Below are 25,177 nucleotides of genomic sequence, written 5' to 3'. Positions count from 1 at the left end.
GCCATACTCAACAGATCTGAGTATGGCTTTTTCATAACCACAACACTTTAATTGTGACACCCTCTTTCTGATGAGCGGTAGACAATTCTGTCAATTTTCTTCCATTTAATAAAAAAATTCGTACTTGTGTTATTTATTGAAAAAATCCACGTTTTTTAAATTAGCACACACAAAAATGGCATCAAAAAGGAAGGAAAAATGAAAAAAGTATTTGCTTTATGCATGAGCCTTTCGGCTCTTTCGCTCACAGCCCAAGCTGCACCAACTCAATGGCAAGGCTTTTTTAAGGGTCAATGTGAATTAATTGCCCCAGGAAAAGGATCTTTGTATGAGTTTCCTATGTCACTGGAAGTTGGTAGCCCAGTCGACAATCGCGCAGACTGGATAGTAACCTACGGTGAAGGTGCCAATGCACGCCCACGCAATTATACATTGGTTACATTGGATAAAGCCAAGGGGCATTTTGCTGTTGATGAAAACAACGGCATCGTTATAGACCAATACCTGTTTGAAAATAAGTTTGTCAGTTTATTTGAAATAGGGTCAACCAAACTGAATGCTGAATACGAATTGCACAGTGATGGCTCATTGGACGTTGAAATCATCAGTTATACATTTGACACCATTCGTGAAGCACAAGTTGGCCCATATCTAGTTGCTAACTATGGCGGTAAACGAATTCAGAAATGTAAACTGTTTAAATGGTAAAAACCCACTGTTGAAGTAGTTTCTCCCATCAATTCTGTCCGCCTACTCGGGCAGTAATGATAAAACCAAGTACTTGCCCGTTACTTGGTTTTAAAGTGTGAGCTGCTTGGTAAGAAAATAATAATTACAAAAAATATTCTCTTACCAAGCAGTGTCCACACAATTTGTACACCATCCCATCTCAAGCATTTTATTGCTAGCGACTCATTTGATATTGCAAAGGCTATGCGTTTTGGAAGTACAGACTACTGTGTATTTACTAAGAAGTTTAACTGCACATTCTGGTTGCCCGTGATTACCTTTTGCATTCTCGTAGCCGTGCTACTGAGACCATTTTCGTATACTACTTACTTCTTCAGGACTGCAACCCAATGACTCTAGAAAATCCTGATGAACTTCTGGTAAATCGCGCTCAAACTCTCTGTGCCAGCGGTGCATATCATCTTCATCCATCCCTGACGACCTCAGTATATTTACCCACTGTTCTTTGTTCATAATTTTTGTGGTTCTGACCAATGAGTCTTTACCCAGCAGCTCAACAACGAGCTGTTGCTGCTTTCTCAACTCACTTATTTCACTGTTTAAATTGTGCAATCGTTGCTCAAGGATTGCGGTCGAATTGGTATCATCAGAATTCAAAATGTCAGCAATAGATTCTAGGGACAGGCCCGCCTCTCTATAGGTGGCAATTTTTTCCATTTTCTTAAGATCATTGTTCGAATACAGCCGATAATTGGCCTCCGACCTTGCAGATGGCTTCAACAGCCCTATCTTGTCGTAGTACAACAAAGTGCTCCGTGACAAGTCATACATTTTTCCCAGTTGATTAACCGTATACATATGTACCCCATGCAGTCTCGAATCCAAGTAAAAAACTTCTCATCTCAATCACATCATGCCGATTGAATAAGCTGTATTTGGGGACAAGGCCGTGACTGCACGAGTCTCGTGCCTTGTCCCTGCCATCCGCTTAATAATGGCGGTGAATTTTATCGATATTGGCCTCAATCCAGTCTTTCCATTGAGCAATCATTTTTGGATAATGTTTTTTACTGTACAGCTTGAGTAGTTTTTTATTACCCGCCTCAGATAGACCTGTTAAATTATACGTCACTGAAACTAAAGAGCCATTGTCACCACTATTGGACACCACCACACCCACAGTCCCCATACTGACTCCCGGTGTAACCATGGTGTACAGCGCCACATTGCTAGATGTATCATATTCGGAAACATGCCAATAAGTCGTATTGTTTGCATGTTTGGTTAACCAAACAGTGCCTTTTTCGAAGCCATCCCCGCTAAGTATGTTGGGTTTCCAACCCGGCGCCCAAAGAATTTCACCGGGCGCTGTAAATAAAGGCAATGCTTTACTCGGTGGCATGTTTAAGCGAAAAGAACTGCTCCTGTCGATAGTGACAGCATCTTTTTTTACAAACTCAAATTCTTGATCCGCATTATGCTTTTCACTGTAATCCTTAGCCAGTGCACTATTAACCAGCAATAAACTTGTTAAACACATTGCGGTTGAAAACAGATGTTTTTTCACGTTTGGTTCCTCTTTATTTATTTGAATAATGACGCCAGTTGCAAGCTAGGGTATGAAGCTATGGTCAGGTCAACTGCCTTCAAGCGCTTTTTTCAAAACATCAAATTTGACCTGACTAAAGGTTTATAGCCAAGGCTAGTCATGTTTTAAGAGGAGTTGATTATGTCGAACGCGTATAAACAAGCAGCGTATAAAAACATCGAACAGTTAAAATTGTTTACGAAAACAATGCCCGGCTACTTTAAGGGCGTGATGTTAGCGCTCATATCTTGTGGACTATTTGTATATGTGAGTACCATAGTGCGTACTTTGAGCACATCGATAAGTGAATTTGAAATTTTACTTTTTCGGCAGCTCGTTTTTATCATGTTGCTCCTGCCCACTATATTTCGCAATGTGAATACCCTGCGAAAACCCAAGCATGTCCGACTACACATAATAAGAATAATCGGTGCATTTTTCGCACTCTATCTGAGTTTTATCACGCTTAGAGAGTTGCCTTTAGCAAGTGCAATCGCGATTAGTTTCACAAGTGTGTTATTTGTTGCATTATTTTCACCCTTATTCTTATCTGAGAAGATCACGGTAAATCGCTGGGCGACTGTCATTATCGGTTTTATCGGTGTGATGTTAATAATCCAACCTAGTTTCAATGGATCGAAAAGTATCTATTTTGCACTTGGGTTATTTGGAGCGTTAGGAGCTGCGACCACTTCAATTTGTATCAAAAAGATTATCAAAGTTGAATCCAGCACCAACTTACTGGTATACCAAGCTGTATTTATCGCGATTATTACGATAATTCCCGCGGTTAAAAATTGGGTAACACCCACTTTTGAACAAGCTATTTTGCTGGTCACCGTTGGTGTAATTTCTTCACTCGCACAATGGATTGGAGTAACGGCTTTTAAATATGGTGATGCAAATGTCATTGCCAATGTCCAATACAGCAATATTTTATACTCGCTGCTGTTTGGCTACTTTTTATTTCAAGAAATACCTAATTTTACAGCTTTAGCAGGGTGTGTCTTGTTGATATTTAGCGTTTGCTTCAGCTTGCTAAGAAAAACTAACTAACGCCACTCCGTCACTTCAATATCTTAGTGAGCTTGCAAGCCAACATTTTTGAAAAGATGCCAAGCTCGCTTATCGTAAGACAGTCAGATCTGAAATTGAGTAGAGTCTCAGAGTATATAAATGAGACCTTCATTTTGGATAACTTACGATGTTATGAAACACGACTGTTTCTGATATCGCTTCATAGCCATGAGGTTGATCGCTATAAAAGCGTATACGCTCGCCCGCTTCTAACACATGCCACTGCTGATCAAAATAGACTTTCATTTTGCCACGAATTACATGAACATGCTCAACAATCCCGATGTCATGAGGACTGGACATTTGCTGGTGATGATCGAGCAAAGTAATTTCGAACACCTCTATACTGGTATCTTGTTGAAACGGAAATATCGTGTTTACCTTCATTCGCGCGTCTTCGGGAAATACTCGCTCTCCTGACTGTAAAGCCGGTTCATTTGCAAAAAATGCCGAAAAAGAAGTATTTAGTCCACTGGCGATTTTCCACAGCGTCGCAATTGTAGGACTGGATTCTTCACGTTCTATTTGCCCTAACATAGCTTTAGAGACGCCAGTTAATTTTGCGGTGGCATCCAAGCTCAACTTTTTTCTTTTTCTTTCTGCTTTCAAATGGTTAGCGATCTCGGACTTAAACATCGACTCTTTCATTAACTAAACCCCCTATTGTGCGTTATAGCGCACAGTGCTACATTACCTAACGTGCGCTATAACGCACATTAATTTTACTCTACTTCATGGAGCGAGAATGTACCAAAAATCTTCTACGCTAAACCATATCGTTGCTGGCTTCACTGCCGTATTGGTCGGTTATACCAGTTCAATTGTGATCATTTTACAGGCAGCCTCAGCTTCCGGTGCATCACCCAGCCAAATTGAAAGTTGGTTGCTGGCATTAGGGATCGCTATGGGAGCCACCTCGATCGGCTACTCATGGTACTACAAAACTCCCATTCTCACCGCTTGGTCTACACCCGGTGCAGCCATTTTGGTCAGCGCGGCGCCGAATTATGAGCTGCAATACCTTATTGGCGCTTTTGTCTTCACTGGCTTATGCATATTTTTAACTGGGCTTATCTCGCCATTGTCAAAAGCATTACAGCGGATCCCAGCCCCACTAGCAACGGCGATGTTAGGCGCTATTTTATTGCCCTTTTGCATTCGCGCTTTTGAACCTGTAACAACAACTCCAGCGCTATTTTTACTTATGTTTTCGGCCTATATTGCCAGCCAGCGATTGTTCCCAAGGTTCACAATGTTGACCTTACTCGTCATTGGACTAGTTTTTGTATTTCACTCTGATAACACTGTGCTTTTTGCAACTACACTCTCCCTAGCTCAGCCCAGTTGGGTCACACCAAATATCGATCTCTCGGTTATTTTGAACATATCACTCCCCCTATATATAGTTACCATGCTCTCCCAAAACCTACCCGGCATCGCGATGATGAAAACGTATGGTTATCAATCTCCAGTTAAACCTATTTTATTTGGTACTGGTACTGTGAATATGCTTTTTGCGCCCATTGGCGGTTTTAGTTTAAACCTAGCGGCTATCTCTGCTGCTATCTGTATGAATGAGGGAGTAGATAAAGACAAAAGTGCACGATACAAAGCAGTGCTGTGGGCTGGTGTTTTTTATCTATGCGCTGGCGTGCTAGCTACTTCCGTTGTATCAATCTTTTTATCATTCCCCACTGAAATTACGCATATACTTGCCGGATTTGCCTTACTTGGCACCTTACTTATGTGTTTACAAACAGCCTTTCAATCTAAACAGTATCGGGAACCTGCATTACTCACCTTTTTAGTCACCTTGTCTGACGTGAGCTTTTTAAACTTGAATTCAACACTACTGGGGCTCTTTGTTGGCTGGATATATTCGCTCACACTGAAAACAAATGCGTCTGAAAAAGTTTAATACGGTATGAAAACCTCAAGTGAGCCCTTTCTACTCAAATTGGATAAAACGTTAATCAGCAATAGCAGTGCCATGTAGATAACCTTGTACGACTCAATAATTAACCTGCCTGAGTCACTTTTGGGTTTTCTTTTTGAATCATTGAGATAAATGCAAATGCAATCCTTTTTCATTAAAAAAGAAACTTTAATTTAATAAAAAAACATTGTAAAAATATTCCTCCATGCTATAAAAGGATGAGACTTTTGTGAGGAATTTGATATGAAGATGCGCTTCCTTTCTGTTGCTACCATCGTGCTATTATCCGCCTGCGGTGGAGGCGGCGAATCCAACTCTAATAGTAACGCAGCGCCCGATAGCTCTAACTCTTCAAATGCCAATGCAGCCTCTCCAAGCGGCGACCGTACCGAAAGCAGCAGTGATACAAATACGCAAGACAATGTCTCTTCGGGTTCACAAGCCGACAATACAAATGGGCAAAGTGATCATCAAAGTAATGCGGACGGTAATGAATCTTCATCTGAAGGTAACAACGAAGAAAATGAAGGCGCTGCCGATAACATTGGTACTGCACCAATTGTTGACCTGAAGCCCCCCGGTGCGGTGCTGCGCAAAGGCAATGAAATCATTATTAATAGTGTTGTGACTAGCCCAACAGAGAATTTAACTTACGCTTGGATGCAAGTAGCCGGACCCGAAGCCACATTAATAGGTACCGACTCTCAAAATTTGACTGTTATTTTACCAACCACGCATTCAGTCGAAAAAGATCTGTTTACTTTTTCATTAACTGTTACCAATAACGCTGGCTTGAGCACATATGTAGAAACCGACATTGAATCCGTCAATGCAATGACAGAGCTTCAAGCTTCAGCTTTACTACAGCAGGCGACCCTTGGTGCCACACTGACAGAAATACAAGCAGCGACGGGGTTAAGCGAAGAAGAGTGGCTTGACCAACAAATACTCCTTGAGCCCACCTACCACACGCCTTTTTTGGAAAATTATCCTGACCGCGAAAATCCAAGTCATATAAATCGCATTGACGCCTGGTGGAAGGCAAGTTTAAGCGCGCCTGATCAGCTTAGGCAGCGGGTAGCATTTGCGCTGAGTGAGATTTTCGTTGTCTCAGATGCCAATACGTCACTCAAAGGTGAACCTGAGGGTATGGTTGCCTATTATGACACCCTCTTAAAACATGCTTTTGGCAATTTTAGAGCTCTGCTTGAGTCGGTAACCTTATCTCCTGTCATGGGCGTATACCTCAGCCACCTCGGAAATGAAAAAGCGGATGCAGAGCGAAATATAAGACCTGATGAGAACTACGCTCGCGAGGTTATGCAACTATTCACAATCGGACTAAATGAGCTGAATTTAGATGGAACAGCGAAGCTGAATGATAACAACACCATACCAACATACTCACAACAAGAGATTGCAGGATTTGCAAAGGTGTTTACGGGCTGGACATTTGCATATTCAGCACGCTGGGATAGACCTAGTCGAAATTATACTTTACCAATGCACGCTTTTTCTGATTACCACTCAATGGAAGAAAAAGCATTGCTCAATGGCGACATCATACCGGCAGGCACCGGGCCTGAAGAGTCGATGCAGCAAGCATTAGACAACTTATTCTCACACCAAAACGTTGCGCCATTTATCAGCAAGCAATTGATACAAAGGCTGGTAAAGTCCAACCCTACCCCTGCTTATGTTGAGCGCGTCGCATCGGTATTCAATGATAACGGACAAGGTATTAGAGGCGACCTAGCTGCTGTAATTAAGGCTATTTTACTTGATGACGAAGCACGCAAATACTCTTCAGTGCTTGTACATAGCGGGAAAATAAAAGAGCCGATACTCACAAAAGTGCATTTATGGCGCGTCCTCAACGCCCGCTCAGAATTAAATCGATACTACACGTGGAATTTATCAACGACCTACGGCCAGGGCCCGCTACTTTCGCCTTCCGTATTTAATTTCTTCAGGCCAGATCATGTACCCAATGAGTTACAAGGGCTTGGCTTGGTGGCACCAGAGCTACAGATAGCCACTGATTCCAACATGATTGCGACGACCAATGGCCACTATGGCGACCTTGTATGGCGAATGGCAGAACGAAAGAACACATTAAATCCCAAAACCATTTATATGTATGGGCAATCGGACATCACCATGTTGTCAAACAACGGTCTACAAGCATTACTGGACTACTACAACCTTGTTTATTTTGCAGGCAGCATGTCAGACAGTACACGCTCTGCTCTGGTTGATTTAGATAGCTACTTTGCCCGTAAAGACGCTGTTCATCGAGTAGCTCAGCTACTCTACATGGTATCACTGTCACCTGACTTCAATTATCAAAACTAGGAGTTGCCGCTATGCCATATAGTAATGAGCAATCGAGAAGAGCTTTTTTGTCACTGTGTTTAAAAGGCGGAGCCTCCATTGCAGCACTCACCAGTTTACAATTGCAAGCACTCGCCAGTTCTGCCTCCTCAAGTACTATCAATGACTATAAGGCTTTAGTATGCATATTCTTGCACGGCGGTAGTGACTCACTAAATATGCTCGTTCCCACCTCGGGTTCTGAACGTGTAGATTATGAACTAAGTCGACAAAATTTAGTGGTCACCGAGCCGATCACATTAAACACCACCACGCAATTTTCGGGGGGTGTTGGTCTACACCCGAGTATGAGCGCATTAGAACCAATATTTAATGCCGGTCAATTGGGATTTGTTGGCGGAGTAGGCACGCTTATCACTCCGACCTCACTCGCTGATTACAAAAACAAAGCAGTGCCCTTACCCGGCCATTTATTCTCACACAATGACCAACAAGCCACTTGGATGCATGGTCAAGAAAAGGTTTCTTTGAATACAGGTTGGGGCGCTCGAATTCTAGAGCGCTTAAACCAGCACGCGAGCTTTACCAGCAATATTTCTCTTGCAGGTGCCAATCCGTGGCAAGTTGGTGCCAATACAACTCCCTATGCATTAAACAAAAATGGCATTACAAAAATTAATGCTTTAAAGGGCTATCAGCCCCAAGTGGACCACGTTAAAAGTATTGTCGACAGATTGCTCAGTACTACTACCAACCCAATCCAAGATGCGTATGCAAGCAGGCTCTCTAGTTCAATTTCCAATGTCCAAAACATGAATGCACTCCTTGAACAAGCGCCAACTCTGAACACACAATTTAGCGATAACCCCTTATCAGAGCAGCTTGCAGCGGTAGCTAAATCGCTGAGTATCAGCAACCACACGGGCAATAAGAGGCAAATATTTTTTGTTTCTCTAGGCGGATTTGATACCCACGATGACCAATTAATTCGTCAACCTGCCCTTTTTGCAACTTTGGCAACCGCGTTGTCCGAGTTTCATAGCGCGTTGGCAGAGTTGTCACTGCAAGAGAGCGTAACAACGTTCACCATGTCAGATTTCGGTCGTACGCTTACATCCAATGGCGACGGCACAGATCATGGTTGGGCTGGCAACCAACTGTTAATGGGAGCGGCAGTTAATGGTAAGGAGCTGCACGGTACAATGCTGTCTCAGCAATTAGAAAGCGCAATTGATGTAGGCGGAGGACGGCTAATCCCACAATTCTCTAATGAGCAGTACTTTGCACCGATTGCCAAATGGTTCGGACTCAGTGATATCGAAGTTTCTGACATATTTCCGAATTTAACTAACTTTGACGCCTCGGCACTGCAATTGTTTAGATAAAGGTGCTATCCACTATTAAAATATTAACGCGGAACTTTGTTTGCTTTCTCTGACCATTGGTTTGGCGTCTACTACAGCATTAACAAATGAAGAAACTTTTAATATTGATGACGTAATATTTTTTAAGCTTAGCCAGCCATTACCTTCTAAAGTCGAAAGGCGGCATTGAAGCATTTACGTCAGTAGGCGCAAACTTAACAGATACCAATGTGTCATCAACAACATCTTTGCAGTACTTATTTTTAGTTCGCAGTACAAGCACAACCAACTGTGTTTGGGTAAACTGTTACAGTTACTTGCCAGTAAACCTTGATTGTTGCGCTGTTCATTTGGACGTTAAACTGAACAACATTGAAGCTATTATGCATAGTAATTAACGTAGCTAGGCGTTGCAGCAACCAGCTTGTCATAGTTTTCAGGATGGGCAAGCCCTTTACTTCCCCAATTTATTCCCATCTTGAAAAGCTCTGATTGTTGATCCCGTAATTCGACAATCTCCATTAAGATCTCCTTAGAAGACTTCCCTGTTTTGGCTCCATCATTGATGATTGCGAGTTCCTGTTTGTGGTATTTCTGTGCTTCCTTATCAAAATGCGCTATCGCTCTGCCGATACGATCATGCATTTCTCCTGAATTAGCCGCTTGTTCAATATCACTCATTCTAAACATTGCAATTGGCGGCCCATATTGTTTAATTGCATCAATTGACCCAGCCAGCTTTTCCTCACTGGCAGAATTTATATATTTAACGTATTGCTCTCGATTATCAATACTTGGGGTAGATTGACGACTTCGCATTTGCGGTTTTGATGCTTGCTCTGCTGCAACCTCTGCCCCGTTAGTCGCACTGTTTACATAGCTCGTTTCTACATAGCTGTTTACATACATAAAAATTCCCTCTTGTGTCCATACATACCTAGCAGATATATCAATCTATTTGCCGTGTATGGCAATCTTTTGCTACTTGTCTATATCGTGATGCCGGCAACCAGTACAAAAGCGGTGCTCCCCTTAATATCTAGGCAAATTCCGAACCAAGTATGCCTGAATTGAAAGTTTACCTATCATAGGCTGGTAACGACTACACAATTGCATGCAGTGATGGTGGAACTGATACTTACTACCTAATCTATATATGGCATTGTAAATTCCAGTCCAGTCTACAAGCTGGCACTGAAGGGGGTGATTCAATCTAGCAGAGCCAAGGCTGTACATTGCGGCTCAAAACTTTTATCGACCTGCTCAACTCTCGGTATAAAAAAGCACATGGACACGGCCGCTAGCAAGCGGGTAACTCCGCTCACGACCACCAGCCCCATACCAGCAATATCCATTCAGTAATTTCCCCGCCCTGAGTACGCCATGACCATCAGTCACACCACATACATAAGTATTGAAACCACTTTCATACGACCCTTTTACTAAGTATTTATCAGTTTGTTCGGTCGCGCCGTAGAGATCGATACGCTCTGTTGCCACTTCCCAGCGGTAGTTTTGAGACGCCATTGTCAGAACCTGAAAGCGTTTATTTGCAAACTCTCGACCATACCATGACGTATAACATATACCGTTTACTAAACGCCCCAAAACATGTCCTAAGTCTCGACAGATAAAGACAGTTTCGGTACTAGACGTACCATCATGCTCAAATTTAACGGAAAATTGGGGGATTTGTCTGTTGCTCTGTGAGTCGGTCCAACTGCACTCTTGCTTTTCTACTTGGCGACCACCTTCGTGGCGACCACTATCATGGTGACCACTGCCACCGCATTGCACAAATTCACGACTATGAACCTGCACAGAAACAAGTACAATCGCGCTCATGAACCCCATCATCAATAAATGCTTTTCCATAATCTATTCCTTTATTTTCTCGGTAAAAACACTGTCCCAACCTCGGACTCATCTTGATACTGGAAAAAACATGGCCAAGAGACCACAAAAACATCGTAAATACTCGGTAAAACAAAATTTCACATAGTAAAATCTTGCTTCAAAATATTGATTTTATTAGTCAAAGTGGTGCTTTGTAAGATGCAGGTTTGCTTAACATATTGGGTTAAATTTTGGCTGCTTGCTCAATAACGATGGCATGCCGCTTTGCCAAACGTTCGTGATCTTTGTCGTAACCACCACCGATCACAGTCGCAACAGGTACACCTTTGCGCTGACACGTGGTCAAAACGATATGGTCTCGTTGTTCAAGCCCTTGCCAACTAATATCGAGCTTGCCTAACGTGTCTTCTTGCCAAACATCCACACCCGCATCATAGAGCACCAAGTCGGGGTTTAACTGTTCAATTAAGTCAGTTATTGTTGCTTGAACGATAGATAAGTATTCACGGTCGCTGACATTTGGATCTAGCCCTATATCCAAATCACTTTGTTGCTTTCTAAAGGGAAAGTTCTTGTCGCAGTGAATTGAACAGGTAAACACATATGGGTTGTGTGCCAACATCGCCGCTGTTCCATCTCCTTGATGCACATCACAGTCAAAAATTAACACGTTGTGCACTTGCTGCTCGTCTATTAGGCGCTGTGCTGTGTAGGCAAGATCATTTACCATACAATAACCTGAACCAAAATCGTAATGGGCATGGTGTGTGCCACCTGCCAAATGGCATGCAATACCATTTTTTAGTGCCAGCGTTGCAGTTAAATAAGTTCCTAATGGGGCAGTAAAAGTACGCGCCATCAGCTCTTTTGACCACGGGATCCCTATCCTTCTCATCGCTTTTGGGCACAGTTGGTTGTGATATAGATCACGTACATATTGCTCACAATGAACGAGCTCTAAATCGGAGTAATGCCCTACCGGCCCTTGTTGTAGGTTGGTCTGAATGACCCCTTGCTGTTCCAAGTACTGTTTTAATCTTGCAAACTTACTGACAACAAAGCGGTGTTTCGGATCAAAGCTAAACGAATAGTTTGGATGGTAAACTAGCGGTAAATTAGGATTATACATAAGCAACAACAATATCTGACATAGCTATATTGTTGCATACAACTCCTAGGCTCAGCAGCTACTTTTCCAAATGTGCTAATTAAAAGAAGTATCTGGCAGTGAACAAATGAAGTAAACGATAAAATTGGCAAAAAGTAGGATGACCAATCTGAGCCACAACAACACAAAATCAATCTTCGAATCTCAGTACTTCAGGGGCCCTTAATCATGCAATCCACCTCATCTTATTTGGTATTTGTACTTTGCAAAAGTTCAAGCCATAGCCTTAACAAGGGCCTTAGAGCGTTAAACTCTAGGCCGCAACTAGATATCCTGCTGTGTAGCGTGCTTCACTGTGAAAAAACTTCTGTTCAACTGGGCCTATGGACATCAGTTGCTTGAAGGTATGTTAGTAACCCTTTGCAATCTCGATTATTCACTACGCAATGTAGCTGCATAAACATCAATAACCATCTAGTTGAGATAAAAATAAACGCGCCAATCTCAACTCACCAATTCAAGCAATACCAAAACGCACATACCAACCAATACCCCTGCGGCAATTTTATTGAGCCAAGGTAAACTTTGCGCGTTAGCTAAGTGCTTAGAAACCTGTTTGCCAAACACTGCCCAAAGCGTTAAACAGATAAAACACACCAAAGCGTATACCGTCACAAACACAAATAACTTGGCAGTTTGATTAGGTTCTATAAATAGACTGTTGCCAGCTATTGCACCAAGCCATGCCTTGGGGTTCAACCACATTAATGCAAAACCAGCGCCGAGCCCTGCTTGTGATCCTTTAGCCGCGCCTATTTGCCCATCAGCCTGAAAAAGCCCATACGCAATATACAACATAAAAGCACAGCCTATCAGCGTACAAAGAGTGACTAACCAAGTATGTTGCTGTACCACCCAGCCAAGCCCGAGGCCAGTTGCAACTAATAAAACGCTAAATCCCATTGTCGCGCCAAAAATAAAGGGCAATGTGGCATTGACGCCACGATTTAGCCCCCCAGAAAAAATGATTAAATTAACCGGTCCAGGCGTTATTGACATAGAAAACGCATACAAGCCCATCGCCATGATCATCAACATAATACACTCCATTCTTATGTAAAATTTGAGTGTACATACCTGTTATAACTTTTATTAGATGGTATAAATAGAAATCAGTGTTCTAAAAACTTACTCAATATGATTGATGATTTAAAAAGCATCGCTATCTTCTCTACTGTTGTTGAACAGGGCTCATTTAGAGGCGCAGCGCGAGCACTCAACCTGTCTCCTTCGGTCGTCAGTTACCACGTCACCATGCTTGAAAAAAAGCTGGATACGCCCTTACTGTATCGCTCAACTCGAAAACTTTCTTTAACCGAGCAAGGAGAGCAATTATTGGCGGTAAGTACCAATATGATGCAAAGTGTTGAACAGGGTTTATCAGCTATCAGCGCACAAACAAACGCGCTCTGTGGACGTTTAACAGTGAGCCTGCCAACCGCACTGGTGCGCTCGCAGTATACCCGTGCCCTGGCTGATTTTTGTCAGCGACACAGCGCACTTGAAGTGCACATTAACTACAGTGATATATACGAAAACTTGATCGAGAAAGGCATTGATATCGCAATACGGGTGGGGAGCTTGCCCAGCAGCGAACTCAAAAGTAAGCGCCTTGGACACATTAATCGAAAATTGACTTGCGCCCCTAGGTTTATAAAGCCAGATATGCAAATCAATGAACCAAAAGACCTTGAACGGCTGCCTTGGATAAAATTGGCCAGCCTGCCAAATAAACGAACACTCACCCATCACCAATTGGGCCACCAAGATGTTCTATTTAAATTCCAAGTATCCGTTAATACGGTCGAGGGGATGACGCAACTGTGTAAAGATGGGTTAGGTATTGCAACTCCCCCAGATTATCTGGTCGAGTCAGCCTTGGCGCAAGGAGAATTAAGTGAGTTGCTGCCCGATTGGCATGTATCCCCGATACCGGTATATGCTATTTGGCCAAACAATGTTGCAAAAAAGAGCGCGACCATGGCTCTGGTCGCGCATCTTGCAAAGGCTATAACTTAAAAGAACCCAAGTGGACTTTCGCTATAGCTGACTAGTAGGTTTTTAGTTTGTTGGTAATGATCCAACGCCTTTTTATGTGTTTCTCGCCCTATACCTGAGCGCTTATAACCACCAAAAGCGGCATGGGCAGGATACATGTGATAACAGTTTGTCCATACGCGGCCCGCTTCTATTTTTCGGCCAAATTGATACGCGCGATTCATGTTGCGTGTCCAAACCCCAGCACCTAAACCAAACTCACTGCTATTTGCCATCGCTAATGCTTCGGCTTCGTCTTTAAACGTGCACAATGAGATCACTGGACCAAATATCTCCTCTTGGAAAACACGCATTTGATTGTGCCCTTTCAATAAGGTTGGCTGAATATAATAACCTTGTTCATATTCCGAATTCAGCTGCTCAACTTCTCCGCCGAGTAGGACTTCCGCACCTTCCTTTTTACCAATATCAATGTAGCTTAAAATCTTATCAAATTGAGCCTGTGAGGCCTGCGCGCCCACCATGGTCTCGGTATCCAAAGGATTTCCGCGTTTAATTTGCTTTGTTCGCTCAATCACTTTGGCTATAAACTCATCATAGATATCTTCTTGAACGAATAATCGTGATGGACAGGTGCATACTTCACCTTGGTTAAAATAGGCCAGCACCGCACCTTCAACACACTTGCTTAAAAATTCATCGTCTTTTTCCATGACGTCACTAAAGTAAATGTTTGGTGACTTTCCGCCAAGCTCCACAGTGGATGGAATAATGTTATCCGCTGCACATTTCAAAATGTGTGAACCCACAGGTGTTGAGCCAGTAAACGCAATTTTTGCGATGCGATCACTGGTTGCCAGTGCTTCACCGGCTTCTATACCAAACCCGTTGACTATATTAACTACACCCGCCGGAATTAAATCTTCGATTAGCTCCATCAATAATAATATAGAAACCGGTGTTTGCTCTGCCGGCTTAAGTACAACACAGTTGCCCGCCGCAAGTGCAGGTGCAAGCTTCCACGCAGCCATCAGCAGAGGGAAATTCCACGGAATGATCTGTCCAACGACACCCAGTGGCTCATGAAAATGATATGCGACCGTGTGTTCATCTATTTCGCCAATACTCCCCTCTTGCGCCCGAATACATCCAGCAAAATAGCGAAAGTGATCAGCAGCTAAAGGCACATCTGCGGCAAGGGTTTCGCGAATCGCTTTACCGTTGTCCCACGTTTCTGCCACTGCTAAATATTCTAAGTTTTCTTCAATTCTGTCTGCTATTTTCAGCAAAATGTTGCTGCGGTTTGTCACTGATGTTGAGCCCCAAGCTTCCTTGGCGCTGTGCGCAGCATCGAGTGCCAGCGCAATATCTTTCGCGCCAGATCTAGCGACTTGGCAAAAGACCTTGCCATTAACAGGGCTAATATTGTCAAAATACACCCCATCAACTGGTTTACTCCAATTGCCACCAATAAAGTTGTCATACACTGGCTTAAAATTCACTATTGCATCTGATGTATTTGGGTTTGCATAAATCATAAATGCCTCTTCAAACTTGAAATTGTCGTTTTATTTCACGCGCACTGTTGGCGGTAAACTTATTGTTATTTGGTTGACATTAATCAAAAGGCGGATTAAAAACTTAACTCTGCGTATAAAATGTTTGCGTAGGAGTCCAAACAGGGAATAAAGAATGCTTGATCAACTGAATAAAAAAAGGCAAAAAATCACGTCACTGGTTGAGAATCGCGTACACTTTGCAAGCAATGATGTTGAACTTAGCATTTATGATACATATGAGAACGCACAGCATATCCGGCTTTACTCCAACAATGTACTTTTTTGTGGCATGTTGACCGGCAAAAAGGTCATGCACGTCAACAGTTGTGATTATCACCAAGCATTTTTACCCAATGAAAGCTTTGTACTGGCACCAGAACAAGCAGTCTATATTGATTTCCCGACAGCCTGTATTGACCGTCCAACAACCTGTTTAGCAATAGAAATCAGCAGGGATAAAATCGCTGCGGTTGCAGAACAATTGAATCAACATAACGATAGCCCAGAACTACTATACAATTATCATCCAGAACTGGTGCACAATGAGCATAATGCACAAACACAGCAACTACTGAACCGCTTAACCCATCTATTTTGTGAAAATGCCCCACAACGTGACTTCTACATTGATTTGGCTTTGAATGAACTGGTCGCTCGCCTATTGCAGCAACAGAGCCGAGACCTCCTTTTTCAGCAAGTGGCGCAGTGCAATTTCAAAACCGGTATCCATGCAGCCATAGACTACATGAAACACAACTTATCCGAACAACTCGACATCGATAAACTGTGCAAAATCGCTTGCATGAGCCGCAGTAAGTTTTTTGATCAATTTAAAAAACGCATTGGTACTACTCCCCAAAACTGGCTCCATGGTCAAAAGCTGATGTCCGCGCGCACCTTATTGGAACGGGGTGAAAGCGTAACATCCGTCGCCTTCACCTTAGGATTTAGCCACCCCAGTCAATTGAGCCGAAGCTTTAAAAAAGCATTCAATAAAACGCCTAAGCAGTATCAAACGCTGTTTTTACAGCAACAATCGAATTAGTCTTCGTAGGGGAACTGCTGATGGTACATTCCGCGCAGCTGCATACCCAAATACTCAAAGGTTTTTCTCAACATATCCGTAAATGCGAGCGGTGCAGTTTCGTGTATTGATGTAGACAGTATTGAAAACTGTTTACTTCTCAACTCACGTAATTCTGGCTTAAGTACTTCGTCATCCATAAACTCAGTGATCCTATCAATAAATGCCTTCATTCTGGGTGTGACTGCATACCAATATACTGGCGAGGCAAAAACCACATGTTCAAATTGGAGAACATGTCTAAATAAGGCTCTAAAATCATCATCTTTATTTTTGTGCTCATAGCTATAATCATTGATGACATAATCATCCAGAAATAACGTTTGTGCGTTGTATTCTTTAGCCATTGCCTCCACAGCTACGCCCGTGTTGCCCATTTTTTTTGCGCTCGAATATACGATAATTGTGTTCAATGTTGTTCTCCTTTATTTGATTTGCTGCTAGGCTAAAACCTCAACCTATGTTTAGGTAAAGCATTAATTTGAACTTTTAAAAAGGGGCTAAGATGTCGGACTCTACACCCAGAGATGAGCCACGATTAAGTGTTGGACAGGTGGCTAAACGCGCGGACGTTGCAGTGTCTACATTGCACTTTTATGAAACAAAAGGGTTAATCCGAAGTTGGCGCAACACTGGTAACCAACGCAGGTATAAAAAAGATGTACTGCGCCGAATTGCCGTTATTAAAGCAGGGCAAAAAATGGGCATTTCGCTTTCTGAAATTCAGGAAACCTTAGGCCAATTGCCGCAGAGCAGGACACCAACCAAAGAAGATTGGGCAAATATGTCACGCTTCTGGCAGGCACAGCTAGATGAAAAAATCGCATATATGATGCGCGTCAGAGAGATGGTTGATGGCTGTATAGGTTGTGGCTGTTTATCTATGAAATCATGCCCTATGTACAACCCTGATGACATTGTGGCAAAAGAAAGTAACGGTGCTGTATGGCTTGAACAGCCAGAGCAAGCAAGAGCCGCAAAAAATTGTTATGATAAGGAAAATTAAAAATAGGAACAAGCGAATGAAAAAAACAGCGCTCACAATAGCTGTTGCAGCTGCCCTGGCTCTAGCTGGCTGTACAACAACAAATTCAACTTCTCAATCGACCGCTCCAGTTGTCGCTGAAGCTTCTCAAAATCAAGAGTTTACTGCATTCTCAGAGCAATTCATTGAAGATATGTGGCGTCAATACCCAGAGTTTTCTCTACATGTGGGCTACGGCAAATATGATGATATTATTACCATACCTAATGACGAGTCGCGCGCAAGCAATTTAGCCTTCTCAAGAACGAAACTAAGTCAATTGCGTAGCTTTGATTTAAACAGTTTGAGTGACAATCAAAAAACAGATTATTATTTGCTTGAAAACGGCCTTGAAAAAAACATCTGGGAAATTGAAAAGTTTAAAGCTTGGCAGTGGAACCCATCCAATTACAATATTTCATACGGTTTTGCCACCATCTTAAACAGCCGCTTTAAGTCAGACGAAGTAAAATACAAAACGGTTTTAGAGCGTTTAAAATATGTACCAGAATTTTATCAAGCTGCACAAAAAAGCATCGACACTCCAACCCTTGAATATACTCAATTGGCGATTGCCCAAAACCAAGGGGCATTCTCAGTATTGACGGACGACCTGCTTGACAAAATAGATGCATCAGATGCCCTTACAGCAGATGAAAAAGCACTATTTAAGACTCGCTTTGTCAATGCAAAAACAGCCATTAACGGCTACATTAGCTTTCTAACCGAATTAGAAAAAGACTTAACTGCCAATGGCAATGCGCGTAGCTTCCGAATTGGTGAAGAGTTATATGAAGAAAAGTTTGCTTTTGATATTCAGTCAGGTTACACCGCAAAGACCATGTATGAAAAAGCACTCGCAGATAAAGCACGTGTTACCAAAGAAATGGTTAAATTAACAAACCAGTTGTGGCCAAAATACTTCCCTAACACAGCGCGTCCTACAGATGATGCACAAGCCATCGCAAAACTCATTAAGCACTTATCTGTAAATCATGTGCCAAAAGAGAAGTTTGTTGATGAGATTAAACGCCAGATCCCATTACTTGAAAAGTTTGTTATGGAAAAGGATCTCATCTCTTTAGATCCCGAAAAGCCACTGGTCGTGCGTGAAACGCCGGAGTTTATGCGTGGTTTTGCCATGGCGTCAATTTCAGCGCCGGGTCCATACGACGCTAAAGAAAATACCTATTATAATGTCGAGCCACTAGAGCTGAGAACAGAAGAGCAAGCGAGCTCAATTTTACGAGAGTACAACCACTGGATCTTACAAATTCTAAACATCCATGAAGCTGTACCAGGTCATTACACGCAGCTTGTTTACGCCAACAAATCGCCATCAATGATTAAGACTATCTTAAGAAACGGTGCCATGATAGAAGGTTGGGCGGTATACACTGAGCGCATGATGTTAGAAGAAGGCTATGGCAATCACGAGCCTGAAATGTGGTTGATGTACTATAAATGGAACTTGCGTGTTATCTGTAACACCATTTTGGACTATGCAATTCAGGTCAAAGGGATCAGCCGTGATGAAGGCCTAGATTTATTGATGAATGGTGCATTCCAAGAACGTGCAGAGGCTGAAGGAAAATGGCGCAGAGCGACATTAAGTCAGGTACAGTTAACCAGTTATTACAGTGGTTACCGTGAGATTTATGACTTGCGTGAGCAGCAAAAAGAAAAACTTGGTAAGGACTTTAATTTAAAAACATTCCATGAAGAATTCTTAAGCTACGGTAGCGCACCAGTTAAGTACATTAATCAACTTATGCAAAAATAAAAGCCCCATGTGGGGCTTTGGATTCAGCATCAAAATAAAGCCACAAACGTGGCTTTATTTAATTTCCTACTCTGCTTCTAATCCTTCAACTTGAAATCCTAATTGCACGTTTACAACGCCACTTAATTTTTCAACATCGCTTTTAAACGTCAACAGCGCAGCATTGGGCGCAGCTTGGAAAATTGCGCGATTACCTCGAACGTAAATCAGGTTCAGTCGGTTTGCAGAGGCAAACTCTTTGGCATTGATCAAAGACTCAAGCTCAACAACCAGCTCACCTGTAAGTGTGACGGTCTCATCGGTCGAAACATCAATCAGTGCAGCACCAGTCACCATATCTTGGTCACTTTTTGATGCTGCTAGGACATAATCTTTGCCATTCACGTTAACGCTAACACCGGACGAACTGCTTACAGCCGTCGCTTCATATGCAGGTTGGGCGCTCGCTTGTGCTGCGTATAAACTACCAACAACAGCGAGTAAAGGGATTAATTTAAATTTCATGATACTTCTCCTTAATTACGTCCAAAAAAGCGAATATCCCAAGACTTTAGTACGCCATTTTCAGTATTATTGCGATGAACCATATTGATATTTGGCTCACCTGAGGCACGTGGATCAAAGATGTAAGCTTCATCTTCAGATGCAGTATCGATCACTCGTAATGTCCACTCGCCTTTGGCTTGTTCACCATAGAAGTGATGCGTTAACATCTGAGTATTTTGCATACCTTCATTGCCCAATATCGTACCTGTTCTTGGCGTCATGATCACACTTCGTGTTCCGGACGGAGAAATTAACTCAATCGCTAAATCTCGAGTACTGGTATGGTCGATATTTACGCGAACCTGCACAGCATCCACTGTAAGGTCTTGCGCGTAATGATAATTGCTTTGCACACCACTCAAACGGCCATCTGGAATTTCAACTCCTGCCGTGACAAGCTCTCTGTCAGTTTTTACAAACTCACCTAAGTTTTTATCGTAAAAACGCGCGAGGTTTACCGCTGCATCTACATCGACAGCACCAAATCCATAGAAGTTATGGAATTGATAACCTGCTGCATTAGTTTGCCATGCGTCGATAGCTTGATAGCTCACTTGCTCGCCGCCTGCATCTTTAAATGACAGTGCTACGCCTGGATGATCTGCATCTATACGACGAGATGTCGCTGCCAAGATGTGTCTCACATCTAACCAAGATAACGCAGGGTTTGCCGACATAATAACGGCTATCGCGCCAGCAACATTCGGCGCTGCTGCCGAAGTACCATTTGATCTTGCACTGTAATCACAGTTTGGATCCAGCGGGTGCCCGCCATGTAAATCATTACGCAACCAAAGCGGGTTATAACCAGCATCACAGCCTGATACATCTGTCGTAATGATCGCAGGTGAACTTGTACCATACTGACCGCCAGGCGCAGATACAAATACACTTGAACCCACTGTAGAGTATGACGAGCGCTCACCGTCAGCGTTATACGCTGAAACAACTAGGTTCCAGAAGCTTGAATCCATACGCTCAAGGTTTACATTTTGCAGTGGCAAACCATGGTTATAATTGTCGAAGCGCAGGTAGCCGCGCCCAAATTTGCTATCTGTGAAACTTTGTCTTTCATAGCCATTACCTGCCGATTTCACAAAAATTGCGCCGCGACCACCGTGTGTTGTGCGTGTGATTTCTTCTTGTGCATCTTCGTATGTCTTGAGCCATGGAGACTCTTCGTAATCGAAGCTTCTCGGTGAAGAGAGCGTTCTACCGTAGCTTTGGTTAAAAACACGAGGAAAGTCAAAAGACTGTTTAGCGAAGCCATCGGAATACATACCATGAGACTGCAGCCAGTTAGCCATTGTTTGGTTGCCAGATACTAAATAGTTGAAACCAACTAAGCCAGCTCTTGGCGCAACACCACGTCCACCAATGCCGTTAAAGGCACTTGCAGCAATGATCCCAGAAACGGCTGTGCCATGTCTGTCTGTTGGGCTGCCCGGTGCCAAGTCTGGACTATTGTTTGTAAAATTCCAAGAACCTGGACGTGCATTGTCTCTCAAGTCTGGGTGCATTATTTCCACCCCACCATCGATGACTGCCGCCGTTACTCCTGCGCCCATAATACCCATAGCATGAGTAAGCGATACATTCATATCTTCACCAGGTTTTCCACCTCTATCTGAGAAAGCGGCCTGGCCGGTATTTTTCAAGTGCCATTGCTGGTCAACAAGAGGATCACCGGGCATCAAAGGATACTCGATATTGGCATGTGCATTTGCGCTTAAAGAAGCGGCTACAACGAATGCTAGTTTTGTTATTTTTATATTCATAAATCGCTACTTACTGTTTGTTTTAACAATTGTACCCAAAAACCTTGTTCTCAGTATAAACACAAAAAAGGAATAAAAATAACACTTGAGACACAAAAAATTCACCAAACATTCTTTTTGAATAAAAAATTCAATTATAAAACTCCCTTTATTATTCATATAATTACAACTTTATTATCTCGCTTGACCAAGCAAAACCAGTTACACCTTGTTACATTCATGTGAAACACCCAAAAACATCTAAATATATGAAATAAATACACGTCTTTACTTTTAGTATGTCAACAAGGAACCTTTATGAAACACGTATCAAACTTACTTGGCTGTCTCGCTTTGTCCGCCTCTGCTATTGCAAGTGCATCAATATTTCCAGATCCACAAGCACTGCTCACACACTATTTAGAAGGTAAGCCCACACACGGAAGCGCACCACTTGAAGCATCAATGGGCTATTTTCAACACCATGATGCTGCATTGCGGGATATGCTAAACAGCGGCTCTCCAGAAATTGCCGGCATTTTACAAGGCGCAAGCTATTGCTTTGCTGCCGTTGCCAGCAAGCCCGCTACAAATTTATTGCCAACGCTGTATAGCCAAGATGGTCAGTGTAAAGCACTGTCAGCAGACAGTGTGCACAGAAGCTGGTATTACACAGATGCTCAGTGTACAACTGCAATTGAGTACAAAAATGAGTCTGATACCGAGTTTTGCCTAAGAGAGTTTGATTTTCGTGCAGAGCGCTACGGCAACAGTGAAGACCTCAATTATGTGCAAGATGCATGGATGCCTGGCTATAGCGCCACATTGCCAGTTACAACAAAACCACAAAGCTTTGCCGAGACACCATTAGTACAGCGGACAAATTATAAAACAACCTATAATGAGCGCGGTAGCTGCCACTTGGAAATGCGGGTGTACAAAAATGCTAACAATCACAGCGCGACACCAATTATGATGATCCACGGTGGCGGATGGCTAGAGAGACTCGGCACAGCACGCACAGCAGAAGCGCAAATCGCGCACTTTACAGACGCAGGCTTTGTGGTGTACATGCCATTTTACCGCTTAGTCGAGGATAGAGAAGCTGGGCCTGCATGCAATCAAGTAAACATTGAAGACAGTAAGCAAGATATTCGCGATGCATTTTTGTGGGTACAAGCAAACAATGCAAACTATACAACCAGCGATAAATCGGTGCGCATTACAGGGCAATCAGCTGGCGGTCACATGGCAGTATGGCTGTCTCAGCAATTCCCAGCCAAAGTTGATAAAATCGCCCCCATGTTTCCAGTGCCTGACTTTGCTCACCAACTTAAGGAAGTGCAAGATGGTAGTTATGTTCATGGCTATATTGAAAGAATGATAGCAACATTATCTGGTAAAGCACACTGGCAAGACTTAACTGGCAACGAGCCTGTAATAGTAAACAACAGCTTATTGGAAGCTATTGAACAAGCGCCACACCTCGCACCTGATATGTTTATCAGTCACGGAATGGCGGACACCATAGTTTCTCCAACTCAGTCTCTAAGACTCTGTAATGCATTGGCTGGTAATATTTCATCAGGCCCTGCACAAGCTAATGGTCTCGCTTTCACCAAGCAGTATGCTCAGGTTCAATGCCGTACTGGCAGCGAATTGCATTTACTAGAAAAAGCTGAACACCACTTTGATGGATGTGGCTTAGGTTTGTGTGATGTTGGTGGCCAAGATGGGCTTATCGCAACACAGGCATTATTGGATAACATGATTGAATGGTTGAAATAACCAAGCCCTACAAAGTTTCAATCTCACTGCGCCACAACAGTTAATTTGTGGCAAACAATGATACCAACCAAAGCAAGGCAAATGCCTTGCTTTTTTATACATCATCGCACTTCAACCTAAAATCATCAGCGTAAACCAAGCTATCCACCCGCCAAATAAGCTCAAGCTTGAAAGTGCAAATGCAACGGTACGCTTTCGAATGTTGGTTGAGCGAATATGCTCATAACAATGCCAGTATCGAGACACGACGAAAATAAACGCCAACATGTACCAACCAATGCTGGCGATAGACTCGATATGCAGCAGTGCCAAAAGACAAATAAACAAAATCGGCTGCTGATATTGGTTGTCATAGCTATTCCCATACAGTCGAGTTCTGTCGTTCATTTCATCCTTTAGCACATAATTAACGGCTTTTAGCGAAAGTTCACCTCTTTTTACGGCTGTTATTCTTAACCTTGCTGTCGCTAGCCAAAGCCATAGAAATAACAGAACTAACGCAAAAATGGGGTAATGGATCCACATAGATATTTCCTTTAAAAGATCAGAGTAGTGTCACTTTACAGCAGGCTTCCCGCCCCCTAAAGTGTCACCAATGACAACATTAAAGGCGAAAACGACATGAAGGTAGCGATTCTATGTCAGCAAGGTGTGATGGCCAGTGCACTTACCGGCATTATCGATGTATTGAATGTGGCTAATCTCGTTATGAAAACAACCTTCTACCAATGGCAGATTGTGTCACTGGGTGACGAGTGTATTGTCAGCAGCCAAGGTCTGTCGTTTAACGTGGACTGCACACTGAACGAACTTAATCACTTTGACGTTTTAATTATTATCGGCAGCCAATACCAAGGAGATAAACGCCTCTGGCAGGAATGCCGCACGATAAGCTCCTATGCACCGCTATTGAGTAAAAAGCTAAAAGGCATTTCTGCGCCAACCTTAGTTGCTGGGTGCTGTGGTGTTGCGTATGCGGCAGCGCTTGGCTTATTGGACAAACAGCGTATTACTGCCAGTTGGTGGCTAGAGGCGTTTTTTAATCGCTACTTTCCTGAACTTAACTTAGATACATCACCTATTTATCTGTGCGACCAAAAACTCTATACCGCAGGTGCTGCCCATAGCTATATGTATGTCATGCTCGCGCTCATTAAACAACAAATAGGAGAGGGTATTGCACAGCAAGTCGTGAGCTGGTTGGCGATACCTGAGCCTCAATTGCGCCAAACCGCATTTATGATCAGTAGTGCGCTCGATTCACATAAAGACACCGCTGTTCAGGCTGTTCAAACCCATATCAAGGCACAATTAAAAACGAACTTTACGCTCAATGAGTTGGCCAAAATAGCCTGTGTATCTGGCCGCACGCTGATCCGACGCTTTAAATCTGCTATCGGTATGACGCCATTTGACTATATTCGCTTGCTGCGTCTTGAAAAAACCAAGGAGCAGCTGATTTACTCCAATAAACACTTCGCCGATATTGCAACTTCCGTTGGCTATCAAGACCCACAGGCACTATCAAAACAATTTAAGCGTCATTTTGGTAAATCTGTCTCTGCTTTTCGAGAGCAATTCGACTAAGTGTAAGAAAAGTGACACTCTTTCACTTCATTAAGCC

23 protein-coding genes are annotated in these 25,177 nt (G+C 42.9%); 11 read left to right on the top strand and 12 right to left on the bottom strand.

From position 1 onward, the window contains the following. Window positions 1-198 precede the first annotated feature (198 nt). Window positions 199-708 carry a hypothetical protein gene (locus MHN81_RS05665; RefSeq protein ID WP_239425235.1) on the top strand — a complete coding sequence of 170 codons (510 nt, stop codon included), beginning with the start codon at window positions 199-201 and terminating at the stop codon, window positions 706-708. Between the two features lie 321 nt (window positions 709-1,029). Here MHN81_RS05665 and MHN81_RS05660 read toward each other — a convergent pair whose 3' ends face one another. Together MHN81_RS05660 and MHN81_RS05655 are read right to left on the bottom strand one after the other, a co-directional pair. Beyond that, window positions 1,030-1,548: a MerR family transcriptional regulator gene (locus MHN81_RS05660; protein WP_239425234.1), complete on the bottom strand. Its 519-nt coding sequence runs from the start codon at window positions 1,546-1,548 to the stop codon at window positions 1,030-1,032. Window positions 1,549-1,678: 130 nt separating this feature from the next. Then, window positions 1,679-2,257, bottom strand: a complete 579-nt coding sequence (locus MHN81_RS05655; RefSeq protein WP_023398139.1) for a hypothetical protein — start codon at window positions 2,255-2,257, stop codon at window positions 1,679-1,681. A 162-nt stretch (window positions 2,258-2,419) separates the two neighbouring features. Here MHN81_RS05655 and MHN81_RS05650 point away from each other — a divergent pair, with 162 nt between their 5' ends. Continuing rightward, window positions 2,420-3,334 (top strand): DMT family transporter, encoded by a 915-nt coding sequence (locus MHN81_RS05650; protein ID WP_239425233.1) that lies wholly within the window; start codon window positions 2,420-2,422, stop codon window positions 3,332-3,334. Between the two features lie 129 nt (window positions 3,335-3,463). Here the strand turns inward: MHN81_RS05650 and MHN81_RS05645 are convergent, their stop codons facing one another. Further along, window positions 3,464-4,003 carry an XRE family transcriptional regulator gene (locus MHN81_RS05645; protein WP_023398141.1) on the bottom strand — a complete coding sequence of 180 codons (540 nt, stop codon included), beginning with the start codon at window positions 4,001-4,003 and terminating at the stop codon, window positions 3,464-3,466. Window positions 4,004-4,037: 34 nt separating this feature from the next. Here MHN81_RS05645 and MHN81_RS05640 point away from each other — a divergent pair, with 34 nt between their 5' ends. The 3 genes from MHN81_RS05640 (at window position 4,038) to MHN81_RS05630 (ending at window position 9,010) form a co-directional block, all read left to right on the top strand. Further along, on the top strand, window positions 4,038-5,273 hold the full coding sequence (locus tag MHN81_RS05640) for a benzoate/H(+) symporter BenE family transporter (RefSeq protein WP_343224725.1): 1,236 nt from the start codon (window positions 4,038-4,040) through the stop codon (window positions 5,271-5,273). A gap of 261 nt (window positions 5,274-5,534) precedes the next feature. Next, window positions 5,535-7,646, top strand: coding sequence for a DUF1800 family protein (locus MHN81_RS05635; protein ID WP_239425231.1), 2,112 nt, complete (start codon window positions 5,535-5,537; stop codon window positions 7,644-7,646). A gap of 11 nt (window positions 7,647-7,657) precedes the next feature. Then, the gene (locus MHN81_RS05630) at window positions 7,658-9,010 is read left to right on the top strand and encodes a DUF1501 domain-containing protein (protein ID WP_023398144.1); all 1,353 of its coding nucleotides are present in this window, start codon (window positions 7,658-7,660) and stop codon (window positions 9,008-9,010) included. Window positions 9,011-9,370: 360 nt separating this feature from the next. On the opposite strand, the gene MHN81_RS05625 is transcribed toward MHN81_RS05630, so the two are convergent. The 4 genes from MHN81_RS05625 to MHN81_RS05610 form a co-directional block, all read right to left on the bottom strand. Next, window positions 9,371-9,898: a hypothetical protein gene (locus MHN81_RS05625; protein ID WP_239425230.1), complete on the bottom strand. Its 528-nt coding sequence runs from the start codon at window positions 9,896-9,898 to the stop codon at window positions 9,371-9,373. A gap of 354 nt (window positions 9,899-10,252) precedes the next feature. Continuing rightward, entirely contained in the window at window positions 10,253-10,864 is a 612-nt protein-coding gene (locus MHN81_RS05620) for a DUF3421 domain-containing protein (RefSeq protein WP_239425229.1), read from the bottom strand. Window positions 10,865-11,069: 205 nt separating this feature from the next. Next, window positions 11,070-11,975, bottom strand: coding sequence for a histone deacetylase (locus tag MHN81_RS05615; RefSeq protein WP_023398147.1), 906 nt, complete (start codon window positions 11,973-11,975; stop codon window positions 11,070-11,072). Between the two features lie 483 nt (window positions 11,976-12,458). Then, a complete protein-coding gene (locus MHN81_RS05610) occupies window positions 12,459-13,052 on the bottom strand; it encodes a LysE family translocator (protein ID WP_239425228.1) in 594 nt (197 codons plus the stop codon). A gap of 99 nt (window positions 13,053-13,151) precedes the next feature. On the opposite strand from MHN81_RS05610, the gene MHN81_RS05605 reads away from it, so the two are divergent. Continuing rightward, entirely contained in the window at window positions 13,152-14,033 is an 882-nt protein-coding gene (locus MHN81_RS05605) for a LysR family transcriptional regulator (protein WP_023398149.1), read from the top strand. On the opposite strand, the gene MHN81_RS05600 is transcribed toward MHN81_RS05605, so the two are convergent. After that, window positions 14,030-15,550 (bottom strand): aldehyde dehydrogenase family protein, encoded by a 1,521-nt coding sequence (locus MHN81_RS05600; RefSeq protein WP_239425227.1) that lies wholly within the window; start codon window positions 15,548-15,550, stop codon window positions 14,030-14,032. The two genes, MHN81_RS05605 and MHN81_RS05600, sit on opposite strands and share 4 nt — an antisense overlap. Window positions 15,551-15,704: 154 nt before the next feature. Here MHN81_RS05600 and MHN81_RS05595 point away from each other — a divergent pair, with 154 nt between their 5' ends. Further along, window positions 15,705-16,616 (top strand): helix-turn-helix domain-containing protein, encoded by a 912-nt coding sequence (locus MHN81_RS05595; protein WP_239425226.1) that lies wholly within the window; start codon window positions 15,705-15,707, stop codon window positions 16,614-16,616. On the opposite strand, the gene MHN81_RS05590 is transcribed toward MHN81_RS05595, so the two are convergent. Continuing rightward, window positions 16,613-17,068, bottom strand: coding sequence for an NAD(P)H-dependent oxidoreductase (locus MHN81_RS05590; RefSeq protein ID WP_239425225.1), 456 nt, complete (start codon window positions 17,066-17,068; stop codon window positions 16,613-16,615). The two genes, MHN81_RS05595 and MHN81_RS05590, sit on opposite strands and share 4 nt — an antisense overlap. A gap of 92 nt (window positions 17,069-17,160) precedes the next feature. On the opposite strand from MHN81_RS05590, the gene soxR reads away from it, so the two are divergent. Next, a complete protein-coding gene (gene soxR / locus MHN81_RS05585) occupies window positions 17,161-17,661 on the top strand; it encodes a redox-sensitive transcriptional activator SoxR (protein WP_023398153.1) in 501 nt (166 codons plus the stop codon). Between the two features lie 16 nt (window positions 17,662-17,677). Continuing rightward, window positions 17,678-19,462 carry a DUF885 domain-containing protein gene (locus tag MHN81_RS05580; RefSeq protein WP_239425224.1) on the top strand — a complete coding sequence of 595 codons (1,785 nt, stop codon included), beginning with the start codon at window positions 17,678-17,680 and terminating at the stop codon, window positions 19,460-19,462. 66 nt (window positions 19,463-19,528) lie between these two features. Here the strand turns inward: MHN81_RS05580 and MHN81_RS05575 are convergent, their stop codons facing one another. Continuing rightward, window positions 19,529-19,966, bottom strand: coding sequence for a hypothetical protein (locus MHN81_RS05575; RefSeq protein WP_239425223.1), 438 nt, complete (start codon window positions 19,964-19,966; stop codon window positions 19,529-19,531). An 11-nt stretch (window positions 19,967-19,977) separates the two neighbouring features. Continuing rightward, on the bottom strand, window positions 19,978-21,786 hold the full coding sequence (locus tag MHN81_RS05570) for a S8 family peptidase (protein WP_239425222.1): 1,809 nt from the start codon (window positions 21,784-21,786) through the stop codon (window positions 19,978-19,980). Window positions 21,787-22,083: 297 nt separating this feature from the next. Here MHN81_RS05570 and MHN81_RS05565 point away from each other — a divergent pair, with 297 nt between their 5' ends. After that, complete coding sequence (locus MHN81_RS05565; protein WP_239425221.1) at window positions 22,084-23,553, top strand: alpha/beta hydrolase; 1,470 nt, start codon at window positions 22,084-22,086, stop codon at window positions 23,551-23,553. A 111-nt stretch (window positions 23,554-23,664) separates the two neighbouring features. Here the strand turns inward: MHN81_RS05565 and MHN81_RS05560 are convergent, their stop codons facing one another. Further along, window positions 23,665-24,078: an MAPEG family protein gene (locus MHN81_RS05560; RefSeq protein WP_023398158.1), complete on the bottom strand. Its 414-nt coding sequence runs from the start codon at window positions 24,076-24,078 to the stop codon at window positions 23,665-23,667. A gap of 96 nt (window positions 24,079-24,174) precedes the next feature. On the opposite strand from MHN81_RS05560, the gene MHN81_RS05555 reads away from it, so the two are divergent. Continuing rightward, window positions 24,175-25,140, top strand: coding sequence for a helix-turn-helix domain-containing protein (locus tag MHN81_RS05555; RefSeq protein WP_239425220.1), 966 nt, complete (start codon window positions 24,175-24,177; stop codon window positions 25,138-25,140). The last annotated feature ends 37 nt before the right edge of the window (window positions 25,141-25,177 follow it).

Source organism: Pseudoalteromonas sp. Of7M-16, assembly GCF_022347805.1.
In the GTDB taxonomy this organism is placed as follows: domain Bacteria; phylum Pseudomonadota; class Gammaproteobacteria; order Enterobacterales; family Alteromonadaceae; genus Pseudoalteromonas; species Pseudoalteromonas luteoviolacea_F.
This window is presented reverse-complemented; position numbering and strand designations above follow the sequence as displayed.